Source organism: Novosphingobium guangzhouense (assembly GCF_002896965.1).
GTDB lineage: Bacteria > Pseudomonadota > Alphaproteobacteria > Sphingomonadales > Sphingomonadaceae > Novosphingobium > Novosphingobium guangzhouense.
In genome coordinates, this window is the sequence record NZ_LYMM01000040.1 from 103,369 (window position 1) to 120,170 (window position 16,802).

Annotated in this window: 12 protein-coding genes; 4 read left to right on the top strand and 8 right to left on the bottom strand. The window is 65.5% G+C overall.

The window, feature by feature from the left end; genetic code table 11:
- Positions 1–65 precede the first annotated feature (65 nt).
- Positions 66–2,105 (top strand): protein-disulfide reductase DsbD family protein, encoded by a 2,040-nt coding sequence (locus A8V01_RS14900; RefSeq protein WP_103096624.1) that lies wholly within the window; start codon positions 66–68, stop codon positions 2,103–2,105.
- A 111-nt stretch (positions 2,106–2,216) separates the two neighbouring features.
- Here A8V01_RS14900 and A8V01_RS14905 read toward each other — a convergent pair whose 3' ends face one another.
- The 5 genes from A8V01_RS14905 to lgt all read right to left on the bottom strand — a co-directional run bounded on the left by A8V01_RS14905 (position 2,217) and on the right by lgt (position 7,664).
- Complete coding sequence (locus A8V01_RS14905; protein ID WP_245892566.1) at positions 2,217–3,608, bottom strand: M16 family metallopeptidase; 1,392 nt, start codon at positions 3,606–3,608, stop codon at positions 2,217–2,219.
- 14 nt (positions 3,609–3,622) lie between these two features.
- Positions 3,623–5,077, bottom strand: a complete 1,455-nt coding sequence (locus tag A8V01_RS14910) for a M16 family metallopeptidase (protein ID WP_103096758.1) — start codon at positions 5,075–5,077, stop codon at positions 3,623–3,625.
- A 132-nt stretch (positions 5,078–5,209) separates the two neighbouring features.
- Entirely contained in the window at positions 5,210–5,698 is a 489-nt protein-coding gene (locus A8V01_RS14915) for a DUF2306 domain-containing protein (RefSeq protein ID WP_103096625.1), read from the bottom strand.
- Positions 5,698–6,771: a class I SAM-dependent methyltransferase gene (locus A8V01_RS14920; RefSeq protein ID WP_103096626.1), complete on the bottom strand. Its 1,074-nt coding sequence runs from the start codon at positions 6,769–6,771 to the stop codon at positions 5,698–5,700. The genes A8V01_RS14915 and A8V01_RS14920 overlap by 1 nt, the downstream gene beginning before the upstream one ends.
- Positions 6,771–7,664, bottom strand: a complete 894-nt coding sequence (gene lgt / locus A8V01_RS14925) for a prolipoprotein diacylglyceryl transferase (RefSeq protein ID WP_103096627.1) — start codon at positions 7,662–7,664, stop codon at positions 6,771–6,773. Before lgt ends, A8V01_RS14920 begins: the two co-directional genes overlap by 1 nt.
- A 179-nt stretch (positions 7,665–7,843) precedes the next feature.
- Here lgt and A8V01_RS14930 point away from each other — a divergent pair, with 179 nt between their 5' ends.
- The 3 genes from A8V01_RS14930 (at position 7,844) to A8V01_RS14940 (ending at position 12,660) form a co-directional block, all read left to right on the top strand.
- On the top strand, positions 7,844–10,594 hold the full coding sequence (locus tag A8V01_RS14930) for a [protein-PII] uridylyltransferase (RefSeq protein ID WP_103096628.1): 2,751 nt from the start codon (positions 7,844–7,846) through the stop codon (positions 10,592–10,594).
- 120 nt (positions 10,595–10,714) lie between these two features.
- The gene (locus tag A8V01_RS14935; protein ID WP_245892568.1) at positions 10,715–11,884 is read left to right on the top strand and encodes a DUF3734 domain-containing protein; all 1,170 of its coding nucleotides are present in this window, start codon (positions 10,715–10,717) and stop codon (positions 11,882–11,884) included.
- Entirely contained in the window at positions 11,881–12,660 is a 780-nt protein-coding gene (locus A8V01_RS14940; protein ID WP_103096630.1) for a 3-hydroxybutyrate dehydrogenase, read from the top strand. The genes A8V01_RS14935 and A8V01_RS14940 overlap by 4 nt, the downstream gene beginning before the upstream one ends.
- Before the next feature lie 70 nt (positions 12,661–12,730).
- On the opposite strand, the gene A8V01_RS14945 is transcribed toward A8V01_RS14940, so the two are convergent.
- The 3 genes from A8V01_RS14945 to A8V01_RS14955 form a co-directional block, all read right to left on the bottom strand.
- Entirely contained in the window at positions 12,731–13,771 is a 1,041-nt protein-coding gene (locus tag A8V01_RS14945; protein WP_103096631.1) for an aspartate-semialdehyde dehydrogenase, read from the bottom strand.
- Positions 13,772–14,059: 288 nt separating this feature from the next.
- Positions 14,060–15,391, bottom strand: coding sequence for a glutamate--tRNA ligase (gene gltX, locus A8V01_RS14950; protein ID WP_103096632.1), 1,332 nt, complete (start codon positions 15,389–15,391; stop codon positions 14,060–14,062).
- A 46-nt stretch (positions 15,392–15,437) separates the two neighbouring features.
- Positions 15,438–16,622, bottom strand: a complete 1,185-nt coding sequence (locus A8V01_RS14955) for a benzoate/H(+) symporter BenE family transporter (protein WP_103096633.1) — start codon at positions 16,620–16,622, stop codon at positions 15,438–15,440.
- Positions 16,623–16,802 lie beyond the last annotated feature (180 nt).

Sequence of the window (16,802 nt, forward strand, 5' to 3'; positions counted from 1 at the left end):
GATGCAGATGCTGCGATGACGCGATCGTCGACCGGGCGCAAGACTCGCCTAACCCACGGAGCACCATGCAAAAGCGCCGCTACCGACTGCCTGTGACAGTTCTGTGTCATCTTATGGTCCTGCTAGGTGCCGTTATGGTGCTGTTGGGTGCCGGTTCGGTCCCCGCCCGCGCCGCGCCCACCCATATCGCGGCTCAGTTGCTCGCCGGGCCGGTGAAGGATGGGAAAGCGACCCTTGCCATCCGCATGACACCCGAGGCGGGATGGCACGGATACTGGCTCAATCCGGGCGATGCGGGCCTTGGCATGCAGCTTTCGTGGGACATGCCTGAGGGCGTGAAGACCGGCCAGCCGCGCTATCCGGTGCCGCAGACGCTGGTGGTTCAGGGGCTGATGAACCACGTCTACGAAAGCGAATACGCGGTGCTGGTCCCGGTCACGGTGCCTGCCGGAAAGGCGCGGATTCCCGTGCGTCTCAAAGCCCAGTGGCTGGCCTGCACCGAACAGATCTGCGTCCCCGAACGCACCGAACTCGCGACCGAGATCGTCGCCGACGCGGCACACGATCCGCGCTTCGACACATGGACCCAGCGCCTGCCCGCGCCGCTTGATGCACCAGCCGCTTTTTCCTTGAACGACAAGGCGTTGCGCCTTGCCATCCCGCTGCCCGCGACGGTCCCGCTGGATGCCCCGCACCTCTTCGTCGGGCAGGACAAGCTGATCGACTACGCCGCCCCGCAAGCCTTTGCGCGCAAGGGTGACATGCTGCTGGTGACGATCCCCCGCGCGCGCTTCGCCGCGCAGAATGCCGAGGGAATCGACGCCGTCCTGCGCCTCGACGCCGCGGGCAACGGCATCTCCCTGACCGCAAAGCCCGGCCCGGTGCCCAGCGGCGGCACGATGCTGGCGGGCAGCGAGGCGCCGAAGCTCCCCGCCCTGCCCTGGCTGCTGCTGGCGGCGCTGGCGGGCGGCTTGCTGCTCAACGTCATGCCCTGCGTCTTCCCGATCCTTTCGCTCAAAGCCCTCAGCCTCGCCCGCGCCGGAGAGAGCGAGGCCCATGCGCGGATCGAGGGCCTCGCCTATGCGGCGGGCGTGATCATCGCTTGCCTTGGCCTTGGCGCGATGCTGCTGGCGCTGCGGGCCGGCGGCGAGCAGGTCGGCTGGGCCTTCCAGTTGCAGGAGCCGGCCGTCGTCGTCGCGCTCTTCGCGCTGGCGGTGGCGATCACGGCCAACCTACTGGGACTGTTCGAATTTTCCGTTCCCGGCTTCGCTTCGGCCGGGTCACCTCAAAGCGCCTTCGCGACCGGCCTGCTGGCTGCATTCGTGGCGACGCCCTGCACCGGCCCGTTCATGGCAAGCGCGATGGGCGCGGCGCTGCTGCTGCCGGTCGCGCCCGCGATGGCACTGTTCGCAACGCTGGGCCTTGGCATCGCGCTGCCGTTCCTTGCCGTCGCTTTCGTCCCAGCCCTGCGCGCCCGTTTGCCCCGGCCGGGCAAGTGGATGGTGACCTTCCGGCGGGTCATGGCGGTGCCGATGGGGCTGACCGCGCTAGCGCTGGGTTGGCTGATCTGGCGCCTCGGCGGATCGGCTTCGCTGGCCTATGTCGGCGCGCTGGCGGCATTGGTACTGGCGCTGCTCGGCCTCGTCGGGCGTGCGCAGCGTGCCGGAAAGCGCGCGCTCATGCCCGCTTTCGCCACAGTGGCGGTGCTGGCCGTCGGCGTGCTGACGATGCCGGAACCCCAACCGCATGCGCAGGAAGAAGCATCGATCATCAAGGCGCAAGCCTTCTCGCCCGAAGCACTGGCAAAGGCCCGCGCCAGCGGCAAGCCGGTGTTCGTGTGGATGACCGCCGACTGGTGCCTCACCTGCAAGGTCAACGAAGCCGCCGCGATCGAGCGCGAAGATACCCGCAACGCCTTCGAAAAGGCCGGGGTCGCGGTGCTGCGCGGCGACTGGACCCGGCGCGATCCGGCGATCACCCGCTACCTCACCGAGCAGGGTGCGGCCGGGGTGCCGCTCTACGTCTGGTACGGCCGCAATGGCCGCGCCGAAACGCTGCCTCAGGTGTTGACGCCCGCGTTGCTGGCGGAAAAGGCGGGTGGGTAGGTTTGGACGCAGCGGCTTCGACAAGCTCAGCCTGAGCGGGTTCGCGAGGTTGCTCCAACCCAACCCCGCTCGCCCTGAGCCTGTCGAAGCGCCGCGCACGACGCTGGAGCGTTACTTCTTCGGCAGCTTCGCCGCGATCTCGCTCACCTGTTCAAGCTGCGGCCGCACGCTTTCCAGCGGCCCCACGATGACCACGCTCAGCTTGTCCACCGGCAGTTCGCGCTTCGTGGCGGTCTGGAAATCCGCTGCCCTGATCGCACCGGCCCGACTGACGTAGCCGTTTAGGTAGTCCACCCCCAGCCCCTGCACGTCGAGGTTCGCCAGCGATCCCGCCAGCCCATCGCGCGATGACAGGCCCAGCACGAAAGTCCCGTTCATGTAGTTGCGGATGCCCTGCACTTCGGCGTCGGTCGGCAAGGTGTCCTGCATGCGCCGGATTTCCTTGTAGATCTCGGTGATCGCAGGCCCGGTCGATTCGGCGGTGATATCCGCGTCCTCCACCCAGAACGCCCCCTGCACCCGCTGCGACAGCGAGGCGCCAGGCGAATAGGTATAGCCCTTGTCCTCCCGGATATTGCGAGTGATGCGCGAGGAGAAGTACCCGCCCAGCAGCGTGTTGGCGGCGCGGAAATCCATGTCGTAGCCGGGCCTTGCCACGCGCTTGCCGATCCACACGGTCGACTGCGGCGCGCCGGGTCGGTCGATCAGCACGACCCTGGCCGCAGGCTCGGCAGGCACGGGCAGAGCGGTGGGCGCAGCGCCTGCCGCCCAGCCGCCGAACGCCCTCTCCACCGCCGCGCGCACCGCCGCCGGGTCGAAGCGGCCGACGATGTAAAGGTGCGTGCGCGCCGCGCCGAAGTTTGCCGCATGAAACGCCCTGATCTGCTCCAGCGTATAGCCTTGCAGCTGCTGCGGTGTCGGGAACGTGCGGCCATAGGGGTGTTCGGGATAGAGCGCCGCCGCGAACGCATCGGACGCGATCGAGCCGGGAGTGGACTTGGCCACCATCAGGTTGCGCAGCATGTCGGCGCGCACCTTTTCCAGTTCTTCCGCTTTGAGATCCGGGCGCTGGAGCAGGTCGGCGACGAGGGCGACGGCGGCAGGCGTCGATTCGCTCAGCACGTCGATCGTGGCCGAACTGGAATCCAGCCCGGTCGACAACGCCAGCGCACCGCCCATCCCGGCTGCAGCCTCGGCCAGTTGCGAAGCGTCGCGCCCGCCTGCGCCCTTTTTCATCAACGCGCCGGTAAGGTCAGCCAGCCAGACGTTCTGCCCGTCATCGATGTTGCCGGTGCGCACGCTGGCGACGATCGTCACCTTGGGCACATTGCCGTGCTGCGCCATCGTGACCTTCATGCCATTGGCCAGCGTGAATTCGGTCAGCGGCGGCAGCGCGAAAGGTTTGGGAGCTGCCGGTAGCGGCGCCGCTTCCCTGGCAATCGCTGGAGCGGCGGTCAGCACCAGTGCGCCGGCGCAGAGGAGAAGATTGCGGATCATGGTCATCGCTGTGTCCTCCCTTACTTCGCTGCCGCCGGAGCCGTAGCGGCAGCAGTCGTGGTGCTGGCGGCGCCGGGCTTCAGGCTGATCACGGTACGGTTGGTGGAACGCAGATATTCGCGCGCGGTCTTGCGGATGAGTTCGGGAGTGACTTTCTCGATCTCCGCCTCCATCCGGTTGATCCGGCCGGGATCGTCATCGAACAATGCAAAGCTGGCGAGCAGGTTGACCAGCCCGAAGCGATAGCCGTCGCCCATGGTATCGTAGATCTCCGAACGCGCCTTGGTCTTGGCGCGGGCAAGTTCCGCCGGGGTGACGAGGTTGTCGGTCAGATCCTTAACCACCGCGTCGATATCGGCAAGGATGGCATCGTCGGTCACTTCCGGCCCATGGATCAGGAACGCCGACCACAGCATCGGCCCGTTGTAATCATAGGCGCTGCCCAGCGGCCAGTTGATCCCGCCCGAGACATCGCCCGAATAGCCCTTCTGGTTGACGAGCACACGCGTCAGCCGGCTGTCCGCGCCCTGGATGAGCATAAGGTCGATCAGCCGCATCGCCGCCCATTCGGGCGTGTTGCGGGGCGGGACGTGATAGGCCCATGCCAGCGCCGGCTGCGGCGCCAGCGCATCCACTTTTTCCGAGCGCTTTTCCGCCGTCTGGCGCGGTTCGGAAATGTCGGGGAATTTCAGGCTTGCCGAGGCCGGGATCGAGCCGAAATACTTCTGGGTCCATGCCATGACCTGTTTGGGGTCAACGTCTCCGGCGACCACCAGCACGGCGTTGTTGGGGGCGTAGTAATCCTTGAAGAACGCCTGCACGTCGGTCAACGTGGCCGCGTCGATCTCCTTGAGATCGCCGTAGAAGTTATGCGCGTTGTACCAGTTGGTATTCGCCAGCTGCGGCAGGTCGAGCCACGGAAAGCCGCCATAGGGCTGGTTGAGGACGTTGACCTTGACCTCGTTCTTCACGACGCCCTGCTGGTTGGTCAGATTATCCTGCGTGATATCCAGCCCCTTCATGCGGTCCGCTTCGGCCCACAGGAAGGTCTCGGTCGTGTTGCTGGGGATCGCTTCGTAGTAGTTCGTGAAGTCGAACCGGGTCGATCCGTTGAGCACCCCGCCGTTGGCGTTGACGAGACCGATGAACTCCGCCTTCCCGAGATTCTTCGAGCCCTGGAACATCATGTGCTCGAACAGGTGCGCAAAGCCGGTGCGGTCCCTGGGCTCGATGCGGAAACCGATGCCGTAATAGACGCCGACGGTGGCGGTGGGCACCGAATGGTCGGGAGAGATCACCACTTTCAGGCCATTGGCCAGCTTGTGATATTCCACCGGCACTTGCGCCGCCGCAGGGGCAGCAGCAGCCGCCACCTTGGGGGCCGCCATCCCTGGCGGTGCGGCCAGAACGGCGGATGCCGTGGCGAACGATGCGGCGGCAAGCAGAACGGCGCGACGAACGGTGCCGAATCTCATGGCGATGGTGCTCCCGGATGTGTCCCTGTTGATGCGCACCTTGAAAGGCGCGCAGCCGAGTGGCGATGCCAGACTATCGATGCACAGAAGGTTTGCAATCGACGAGCGGCCATGGCCCATCGACAGACGCCTTCAGCTGAACAGCCAGTGCCCCAGCAGCCGGTTGAACGGGAAAGTGAAGAAGCCCGCGATCAGCAGCGCGCCGATGATCAGCCCGCGCACCGTGCGGCGATGCCGCGCCACGTTGCCGCTGCGGGCGGCGAGCACCAGTACCGGCACCATGATGATGGTGAAGACCGAAAGGATATGGATCAGGCTGAAATGGCCGGGCTTCGTCGTCACGAAAAGGCTGTCGACGGCAGTGAGGAACATCGCCGCTGCCCAGGCATAACCAAGCGCACGATGGCCGGGCGTGCCCCGCCGCTTCCACAGCAGGACCGGCGTCAGCGCCAGCGCAACGACGATGGTAAGCAGGTGCAGCCAGATGACGCCGGGAATGTTGGCCCATTCCGCCATGCCCTTGAGCACCGCGACCGCGACGAAACCCAGCATGACGAGCGCCAGTGCCCCGAGCAGCTTTTCCAGCCGATCAGGTGCGATGGACCTTGCTGCGCCGGCCATCACACGCCTGCGCCGAAACCGGCACCGTCGGGCCAGCCTTGTGCAGCCAGCCCCATGACCTTGAACAATTGCCCCATCTGCCCCTCGTCGATCAGTCGATCCTTGTCGGAGTTTATGGCAGAAGATTGCTGCGGCGCAACGCTACATAATTGCGCCGCGCGCGTTTCGATGCCGAGCGCGCGCAGGAACGCGCCTTGCGGCGCCGTGCCCAGGTGGCGCGCCCCACCCGCAACGGCCACTTCGGCCATCGTCGCGAAATCGACCAGGCAGGTAAGGTCCGCCTCACCGGGATGCGCGAAGGGATCGACCTTGGTGTGCGCGCGAATGGCCTGAAGCGTCGAACCGGTGCGCTTTTGCGCATAGCCATAGTCGATCAGCAGGGCAGCGCCGCCCTGGCTTTCAAGGCGACGAGCGATCTCATCCACCACGGCGGCGGCGCCGGGGCATGTCTCGATCAGGGTCTGCTCGGGCGCGTCGAGCCATGCTTCGGGCACGGCGGCATCCATCGGGCGATCGCCTGCGACCGGCACGAAACGGTGACCTTCAAGGCCGACCATACGTTCGCGCCAGCCCGCCGCAGTCTTGACCATCTGACGCACCGGCAGCGCGTCGAGGAACTCGTTGCCGACCAGCAGCAGCACGCCGTCTGTGGGCAGGCTGTCCATGTCGTCGTGCCACTGCGCCTCGGGCACCACCTTGCGCTGCTCGGCACGCAGGGCCTCGGAACCCTCGACCAGATGGACCTGCGGATTGAGCCCCTGACGGCGCATGACCCGCAGCGCATCGCGCGCCAGCGTACCGCGACCGGGGCCAAGCTCGACATAGTGGACCATCGCGGGTGCGCCCGCGCGCATCCAGATATCGGTCAGCCACAGGCCGATCAGTTCGCCGAACATCTGGCTGATCTCGGGTGCGGTGACGAAATCGCCCGCTCCGCCAAGCGGATCCTTGCCGGAGTAATAGCGGGCGTTCGATTCCCCCATGTACTGCTGGAGCGAGATCGGCCCGTAGTTGGCGATCAGCCGCCGGAAGACGGCTGCCAGAGATTCCTGACCCGCCGTTTCTTCGGCCATCAGGTGATCTCGATCGGGCGCCGGGTCGACAGTTCGGGCCGGGTCAGTGCGCGACTGATCAGGAACAGGCCAAGCAGGATCAGCGGGATCGTCAGCCACTGGCCCATCGACAGGCCGGTAACCTGCGCGAAGCGCTGCAACTGGGCGTCAGGCTCGCGGAAGAACTCGACGATGAAGCGGGCCGAGGCGATGCCGGTGGTGAACACACCAACCAGCAGGCCGGGCCGGAAACGGGCGCGGGTTTTCCAGAACAGCGGCACCATGATGACGATCATCAACAGTCCCTCAAGCCCGGCTTCGTAAAGCTGGCTGGGGTGGCGCGGCAACGGCCCGGCGTCAGGGAATACCATCGCCCAGGGCAGCGGCCCGGAGACCACGCGGCCCCACAGCTCGCCGTTGACGAAGTTGGCCAGACGGCCGAACAGCATGCCGAAAGGCACGCAGACGGATATGAAGTCCGCCACCCGGATCAGGCTCAGCTGGTTGCGCCAGGAAACCCAGGCCATCGCCAGCATCACGCCGATGAGGCCGCCGTGGAAACTCATGCCGCCATGCCACAGCTTCACCAGTTCGGCCGGATGCAGCCACAGGCTGGGAATATCGGAACTGCCGCCGGTATAGAACGTGGCATAGCCAAGGCGTCCGCCAAGGATGATGCCCACCGTGCAGTAGAAGAACAGATCGTCGGCATGGCGCTGCGCCATCGGTGCGCCGGGTTCTCGGATCATGCGGCTGAGGTGCCAGTACCCCAGCACGATGCCTGCAAGATAGGCCAGCGAGTACCAGCGCAGTTCGAAGCTGCCGATGCGGAACAGGTAGTTCTTGAGGCCAAGGTTGACCCAGTAGATGGGCTCTGGCGCCTGAGCGGCGGCGGCAAGCAGTGTCAGGGACAAGTGGCGGACCTCGTGTTTCGACCTGGACGAAGTTTATGGAAATGGGCCTTGTCGGCCTCGATGGGCGGCCTTCTGGCATAGGCCGGTGCGCGATGGTAGCCGAGTTTTCACTTTTGGGTGCCAGGGTGCCCGCCACGAATGCTTTTCCTATTCATCGCCAGTGACTAGATCATCCCGCCATGAGTGTGATCCGAATCCCTTCCCCGCGTTCCGTGATCGACCGGCGCGAACTCGTGCAGACGATCGAGAAGCTGGTGGAAGCCTATGGGGCGGCCAAAGGGCGGCGCTATATCGTGGAGACGCTGCGCAGCGCGCTGGCCGAAGGACGCGAGGAAATCGCCCGCCGCCTTGATGCCAAGCCTTCTGCCGGTCATGAAGTGGCGGAAGCCCAGGCGTTCCTGACCGACCAGCTGATCCGCGTGATCCACGACCATGTCGTCACCAATGTCTACCCGGCGGGCAACCGCTCCAAGGGAGAGCGGCTGACGATCATGGCGGTCGGCGGCTACGGCCGGGGCGAGATGGCGCCCCATTCCGACGTCGACATCGCTTTCCTCACCCCGATCAAGCAGACGCCCTGGTGCGAACAGGTGATCGAGGCGATGCTCTACTTCATGTGGGATCTGTCGCTGAAAATCGGCCATTCCAGCCGCTCGCTCGACGACATGGTGCGCATGTCGAAATCCGACCTGACGATCCGCACCGCGATGCTCGAAGGCCGCTATGTCTGGGGCGATCAGGATCTGTACGAGGAAGCGCGCGCCCGCTTCTTCAAGGATGTCGTGTCCGGCACCGAGCGCCAGTTCGTGGTCGAGAAGCTGGCCGAGCGCGAGGAACGGCACAAGCGCATGGGCGACAGCCGCTATGTCGTCGAGCCCAACGTCAAGGAGGGCAAGGGTTCCCTGCGCGATCTCCACACGCTCTACTGGATCGGCAAGTATATTCACAAGGTCCGCTCCCCCGCCGAACTGGTCGATGTCGGGCTGCTGACCGCCAAGGAATACCGCAGCTTCCGCCGTGCCGAGAACTTCTTCTGGGCGGTGCGCTGCCACCTGCACACCATTACCCGCCGCGCCGAGGACCGCCTGACTTTCGACCTCCAGCGCGAGGTCGCGGCACGCATGAACTTCTCCGACCGCCCCGGCAAAAGCGCGGTGGAACGGTTCATGCAGATGTTCTTCCTGCAGGCCAAGGTCGTGGGCAGCCTGACCGGCGTGTTCCTGGCGCAGCTGGACGAACAGTTCGCCAAGCGCCAGCCGCGCGGGCTGCTGGCCGGTTTCCGCGCGCGCGAACGGGTGCTCAAGGGCTACAAGGTGTTCGGCGGCCGCCTGCGCGCGCCGTCCGACGACTGGTTTGCGGCCGATCCGGTCCGCATGATCGAGATCTTCGTGCTGGCCGAGCGCGAGGGGCTGGAAATCCACCCGGAAACCCTGCGCCTGATTTCGCGCGACGCCGCGCTGATCAAGGACGACGTGCGCAATGACAAGCGCGCCAACGACCTGTTCATGGAACTGCTCACCAGCCGCCGGAACCCGGAAGTGGCGCTGCGCAGCTTCAACGAGGCGGGCGTGTTCGGCCGCTTCGTCACCGAATTCGGCCGCGTCAACGCGCAGATGCAGTTCGACATGTACCACCACTACACGGTGGACGAGCATACCATCCGCGCCATCGGCCTCGTCTCGCGGATCGAGAAGGGCGAACTGAAGGACGATCATCCTCTGGCGCATGAGGTGATCCACAAGGTCCGTTCGCGCCGCGCGCTTTACGTCTCGGTGCTGCTTCACGATATCGCCAAGGGCCGCAAGGGCGACCACTCCATCCTCGGCGCCGAGATCGCGCTGAAGCTGTGCCCGCGCTTCGGGCTGGACGAGGAAGAGACCGAGCTGGTGTCCTGGCTGGTGCGCCATCACCTGCTGCTTTCCGCCACCGCGATGAAGCGCGACTTGTCGGACGGCAAGACCATCGCCGACTTCGTGGAGGTGGTGCAGTCGGTCGATCGCCTGCGCCAGCTGACGGTGCTCACCATCGTCGATATCCGTGCGGTCGGGCCGGGTACGTGGAATTCGTGGAAGCGCCAGCTGATCGCCACGCTCTACGGCGCGGCCGAGGAACGCCTGCGCCTTGGCCATGCCGAGTTCGGCCGCCCCAAGCGGGTCGAGGCGAAGAAGGCCGCGGTCGAGGCCACCGGGCCGGAATACGCGGCGCTGATCGAGAAGGTCGGCAGCAAGTTCGGCGACGCCTACTGGATCGCCGAGCCCGAGGACGTGATCGCCCGCAACCTCGTCCAGTTCGACGCTTCGGAGGACGAACCGCTTTCGATCTCCACCGAATACTACCCCGCGCGCGGCGCCACGCTGGTGACGGTGATCGCATCCGACCACCCCGGCCTGTTCTACCGCATCGCCGGCGGCATCCATCTGGCGGGCGGCAACATCATCGACGCGCGCATCCACACGACGCGATCGGGCCGCGCGGTCGACAACTTTCTGGTGCAGGACCCGCTGGGCCGCCCGTTCATGGAATATGCCCAGCTGCGCCGCCTTGAGCTGACCATCGAGAACGCGCTGGCCAACCGCATCAAGATCCTGCCCCAGCTGGTCGCCAAGCCCGACGCACGGCCCCGTGCCGACGCCTTCGAGGTACGCCCGCGCGTCCTGTTCGACAACAAGGCGTCCAACCGCTTCACCGTGGTGGAGATCAACGCGCGCGACCGGCCGGCCCTGCTCAACCGGCTGGCCCATGCCCTGTTCGAATCGAAGCTGATGGTCCACTCCGCCCACATCGCCACTTATGGAGAACGCGCGGCGGATACCTTCTACGTTACCGACCTGCTGGGCGAGAAGATCACCGCCGTCCCGCGCATCAAGGCCATCGAACGCCGCCTGCTGGAAGCCGCCAGCGAGCCCAGCCTTGAGGAAGTGGAGGCGTAAGGCACCAACCTGCCGGATTACGGATGGGGCGGGAAAGCATCATTGAAAGGAACCTCGCTTTCCCCCACATGTTGACCAGATGCTGCAATGCAACAGGCCCCTCTCACACAGGAAAGCGCCGTGAATGCACCTGATCCCGATCCCCAATCCGTACTCGTGCTGCAAGGCGGTGGAGCGCTTGGCGCTTATCAGGCCGGCGTCTATGAAGCTTTGGCCCAGCGCGATATCGCGCCTGACTGGGTCGCGGGCATATCCATCGGCGCAGTTAACGCCGCACTGATCGCGGGCAACGCGCCCGAAGATCGCATTCCCGCGCTCAAGGCATTCTGGCACGGCATATCGCGCGAATTGCAGTACCGTCTGGACGAGCCGATCGGCTTCGCCCGCCGCGCCTTCAACGAGGCGTCCGCGCAATATGCCGCAACGCTTGGCCTTCCAGGCTTTTTTACGCCACGCTGGCCGATGCCCATGCCGGAATGGCCCAACCACCTTTCCCAGCTGAGCTACTACGACACCACCCCTCTGCGCAGCACGCTGCTGGATCTTGTCGATTTCGACCGGCTCAACCACGCCGAAATGCGTTTCAGCGTGGGCGCGGTGAACATGCTCAAGGGCAATTTCGCCTACTTCGACAACACCGAGCGCACCATCGGCCCCGAACACATCATGGCCAGCGGAGCGCTGCCGCCCGGCTTCCCGCCGGTGGAGATCGACGGCGAATGGTACTGGGATGGTGGCCTGGTTTCCAACACCCCGCTGCAATACGTGCTCGACAACCGGTCGCTGCGGGAAATGAACGTCTATCAGGTGGACCTGTTCTCATCGCGCGGAATCGTGCCGACGACGATGGCCGATATCGCCCAGCGTGAAAAGGACATCCGCTTCTCCAGCCGGACCCGACTCAACACCGATACTTCCAAGGCCCTTCAGAAGCTTCGCGCCGCTGCCAAGCGCCTCGCCCGCCGCCTGCCCGAAGAGTTTCAGGACGATCCCGATCTGGCCCGCCTGCTCGATTGCCGCCCGGCGGGCGCGGTGGCAGTGATGCACCTGATCAACCGCGCGCACGGCTATGAGACGAACTCAAAGGACTACGAGTTCTCTCGTATGACCATCGATGAACACTGGCACTGCGGCCACCATGACGCCAGCCATTCGCTGGCTCATCCCAACTGGATAAACCGCGACGTCAGCCCGGACGAGATCGTCACCTTCGATCTTTCCGGCGACCGGCCGAACGACCGGCTGCGTCGCCCGCTTGCATCCTCTGATTCCACGGGAGAAATCGCATGAAGCTCAAGGACAAGGTCTGCATCGTAACCGGGGCTGCCAGCGGTATCGGCAAGACCATCGCCGATATCTACGCGCGTGAAGGCGCCACAGTCGTCATCGCCGATCTCAATCTGGATGCCGCGCAAAAGGCCGCTGACGATATCACCACCTCGGGCGGCACCGCCATGGCCGTAGCCATGGACGTGACCAGCGAGGAACAGGTGAATGCCGGGGTCGCCGCCGTGGTGGAAGCCTGGGGCCGGATCGACGTGCTGGTTTCCAATGCGGGCATCCAGATCGTCAACCCCGTAGAAAACTACAGCTATTCCGACTGGAAGAAGATGCTGGCGATCCATCTCGACGGCGCGTTCCTCACCTCGAAGGCGGTGCTGCCGCACATGTATGCGGCGGGATCGGGATCAGTGATTTTCATGGGCTCGGTCCATTCCAAGGAAGCCAGCCCGCTCAAGAGCGCCTACGTCACCGCCAAGCACGGATTGCTCGGCCTGTCACGCGTGATCGCCAAGGAAGGCGGCAAGAAGGGCGTGCGCACCAACGTGATCTGTCCCGGCTTCGTGCGCACCCCGCTGGTGGACAAGCAGATTCCCGAACAGGCGAAAGAACTGAACATCCCGGAAGCCGAAGTGATCAGCCGGGTAATGCTGGGCGGCACGGTGGACAGCGAATTCACAACGGTCGCGGACATTGCCGAAGTGGCGCTGTTCTTCGCCAGCTTCCCGACCAATGCACTGACCGGCCAGTCGCTGATCGCCAGCCACGGCTGGTTCATGGAATAAGTTCCCGCCCCGCTGGCGGACAGGCAAGAGAAAAGGCGCGCGCCCATCGGGACGCGCGCCTTTTTTCATATCAGCCGATCAGCGCTTCGGCGATCTGCACCGCGTTGAGCGCCGCGCCCTTGCGCAGGTTGTCGTTCGACAGGAACAGCGCCAGACCGTTCTCCACGCCCGGATCCTTGCGCACGCGGCCCACGAAGACCGGGTCCTTGCCCGTGGCTTCCAGCGGGTTGGGCACTTCGGTCACCACCACGCCGGGCGCCGCGCCCAGCAGTTCCAGTGCGCGCTCGACGCTGAGAGGACGCTCGAACTCCGCGTTGATCGACAGCGAGTGGCCGGTGAACACCGGGACGCGCACGCACGTACCCGAAACCGGCAGGCCGGGGATTTCCAGGATCTTGCGGCTTTCATCGCGCAGCTTGATCTCTTCCTCGGTGTAGCCGTCCTCGGCGTAGACGTAGTTCAGCGGCACGACGTTGTGCGCCATCGGCACGGCCCACTTCTTCGCTTCGGGCAGCAGCGGCGCAGTGTCGCCGGCCGCCAGTTCGCGGGTACGGTCGCCGACGTGTTCGATCTGGCTGGCCAGCACCTCGATGCCTTCAAGGCCACCACCCGACACCGCCTGATAGGTCGACACGATCAGGCGCTTGAGCCCCGCCTCGTCATGCAGCGGACGCAGCACCGGCATTGCGGCCATGGTGGTGCAATTGGGGTTGGCGACGATACCCTTGGGCAGGTTCGCCAGCGCATGCGGGTTAACTTCGGCAACGACCAGCGGCACTTCCGGGTCCGAACGGAACGCCGAGGAATTGTCGATCACGATCGCGCCGGCCGCAGCGGCCTTGGGCGCCAGTTCCTTCGCGGTGGAGCCACCGGCCGAGAACAGCACCACGTCCAGCCCGGCGAAATCGGCGGTCGCCGCATCTTCGACCACAACGCCGTCGATCTCATTGCCCGCCGAACGGGCCGAGGCGAACAGGCGAAGCTGGGCGACGGGGAAATTACGCTCGGCAAGGATTTCGCGGATCATCGAACCGACGAGTCCGGTCGCGCCGACGACGCCGACGTTGAGCTTCTGACCGGGGGCAAACTTGCCGGTGAACTTGGCTGCCATGACCTATGCGTCTCCTACTTCATTAGTGGAGCAGCGCGAGGGTCTGTTGTCTTCCTGAAGAGAGCCCCGCGTGCCGTTTGGTGCGGGGTGAGTGTCGTTGTGTGCCGTTCAGTACATGCACGCCGACGCCCACCGCGCGGACGCGGTCGGTTTCGGGGTGGTAATAATGATCGGCTTTACGAACATGCCAGCGCCACTAGCGGCAAGCGCGGGCGGTGTAAACGGAATTTATCTTGCGCTTGCAGCAGGGCTTCAACAGAATCAGCATGTAGAAGCCCTGCTGCGCCGTTACACAACCGCCCGCAGCCGCTCCAGCGCCGCATCGCGCCCGATCAGCGGCAGCAGCGCCCCCATGTCAGGCCCATGCTCCATGCCCGTAAGTGCCTGTCGCAGAGGCAGAAAAAGCGCCTTTCCCTTGCGCTGCGTGGCATCCTTGAGCGCGCTTGTCAGCGCCTTCCAGATCCCCTCGCCCCACTCTAGCCCGGCAAGCACTTCTGCGGCCTGTGCACAGTAGGCGCGGTCTTCCTCGGACAGATCGGCAGCCGCCACCGGGCCGGTCACCACCGCCCACCAGTCGGCCGCCTCGGCCACTTTTGCAAGGTTCGGGCGAATCGCCTCCCACGCCGCCGCGTCCATGCCCGCAGGCAGACGCGCCGCAACCGCATCGAAGCCCAGCGCGTGAACGACGGCCGCGTTGACGCGCTCCAGCTCCGCCTCGTCGAACCGCGCGGGCGCACGGCCGAAGTGCGAAAGATCAAAGGCTTGCGCCAGTTCTTGCAGCCCCAGCGCCGGGTCCACCGGGTCGCTGGTGCCCAGCCGCCCAAGCAGCGCCACCAGCGCCTGCGGCTCGATTCCCGCCTCGCGGAAATGCGCTGCACCCAGCGAACCAAGCCGCTTGGACAGCTTGCCCTCCGTCCCCACCAGCAGCGCTTCATGCGCGAAAGCGGGCACCGGAGCGCCCAGCGCGGTGAACATCTGCACTTGCGCCGCCGTGTTGGAAACGTGGTCTTCCCCGCGCAGGATACTGGTCACACCCATGGCGATATCGTCGATCACCGAAGGCAGCATGTAGAGCCACGAACCATCGGCGCGGCGCACCACCGGGTCGCTCATCTGCGCAGCATCGAACTTCTGCGCCCCGCGCACACCGTCTTCCCAGCCGATCGGCTCTGCGTGATCGAGCAGGAAGCGCCAGTGCGGCAGGTCACCGGTGGCGATCTTCGCGGCCTTTTCCTCGGCCGTCAGCTTCAGCGCGGCGCGGTCGTAGATCGGCGGAAGTCCGCGTCCCAGCAGTACCTTGCGGCGCAAATCCAGTTCCTGCGGGCTTTCCCAGCAAGGGTAGACACGGCCTGCGGCCTCCAGCTTCGCAAACGCTTGCTCGTAGATCGCAAAGCGGGCGGACTGGCGCTCCTCACCCTCGGGGTGCAGCCCCAGCCACGCCAGGTCGGCGTGGATCGCCTCGACGTATTCCTCTTTGGAGCGCGCCGGGTCGGTATCGTCGATGCGCAGGACGAAGCGGCCACCGGCCTGCTTTGCCAGCAAGAAGTTGTGCAGCGCCGTGCGGATATTGCCGACATGAAGGTGCCCGGTGGGCGAAGGAGCAAAGCGGGTGACGGTCATGGCGCCCGCGATTACGGGGCGGCGCGCCTCTGGTCAAACCCGGCCGTCAACCGCGCGAGGCAAACGCCCACTTCGCCGCCAACGCAGCAAAGCCCGCCAGCAGGCCCCAGAACGCAGAGCCCACCCCCAGCAGCGACACGCCGGAAGCCGTAGCCGCGAACGTCAGGATCGCCGCATCACGCTCGGTCTTCTCGACCAGCATCTGCTCCACCGCGCCCGAAAGCGGGGCTATCAGCGCAATCCCGGTCAGCGCGGCAATGGCTGAGGCTGGCATCGCCAGGAAGAACAGCACCAGCGGGGTCGAGAACAGCGCCAGCAGCAGGTAGAAGCCCGCATAGATCATGCCCACGCTCCACCGGCCTGCGGCATCGGGATGCGCATCCGACCCCGTGCAGATCGCCGCCGTGATCGCGGCAAGGTTTACCCCGTGCGCTCCGAAAGGCGCCAGCACCAGTGTGGCAAGGCCGGTGCCCAGCAGCAGCGGGCGCGGCGCGGGCGCATACCCGGCCGAGCGCAGCACGACGAGGCCGGGCAGGTTCTGCGACACCAGCGTCACCAGAAACAGCGGCACGCCGATGCTGGTCACCGCGCGCCAGTCGAACGCGGGCGCCACCGGCTGGAGACCGCCCAGCAGCGCTCCGCCGTGATGCGGCGCAAGGTCGCCACGCATGAGAAGCACCGCGATGCCCGCCGCCAGTACCATCAGCAGTGCATAGAGCGGCAGGCGCTGGCGGGCGATGACGAAGACCGCCAGCAACACGCAGACCAGCAGCGCATCGCTTTCCAGCGTACGGAACAGTTGCAGGCAGAACGGCAACAGCACCCCCGCCAACATCGCCGAGGCAACCGAGGCCGGGATCCGCCGCGCCGCCCGCTCCAGCGCGGGAACGACTGCAAGGATGCACATCATCGCAGCGGCGGCAAGGAAGGCGCCGACCGCGACCGGCCACGGCACCGCGCCCGCGCTTGCCACCAGCAGCGCCGCGCCGGGCGTCGACCAGGCCAGCACCACCGGGATGCGCATGCGCAGCGACAGCAAGGCTCCGCCAAGGGCAATGCCCAGGCACAGCGCCGTCACCGCCGAGCCGACCTGCGACGCGTCTGCGCCCAGCCCGCGCATCGCCTGCACGACAAGCGCCACCGTCCCCCCGAACCCGACAAGCGCAGCGATGAAGGCAGAGGTCCAGGCGGAAAGCGGCGGCAGGGCGGAGTGCGAAGAGCGAGAAGACATGGCCGCCCTATGGGCAGGTTTGCGCCGAAGGGAAACCCGCAAGAGCCCATGTCCGGCCGCATATATGTGCAATTTTCGGCACATATCGAAATTGCGGTGCGCATAAATCGGCACATCAGTCACGATTTACGATAATCAAGTTATTGTTTTAAAATAACAAATAATCGGATTGGGACAATT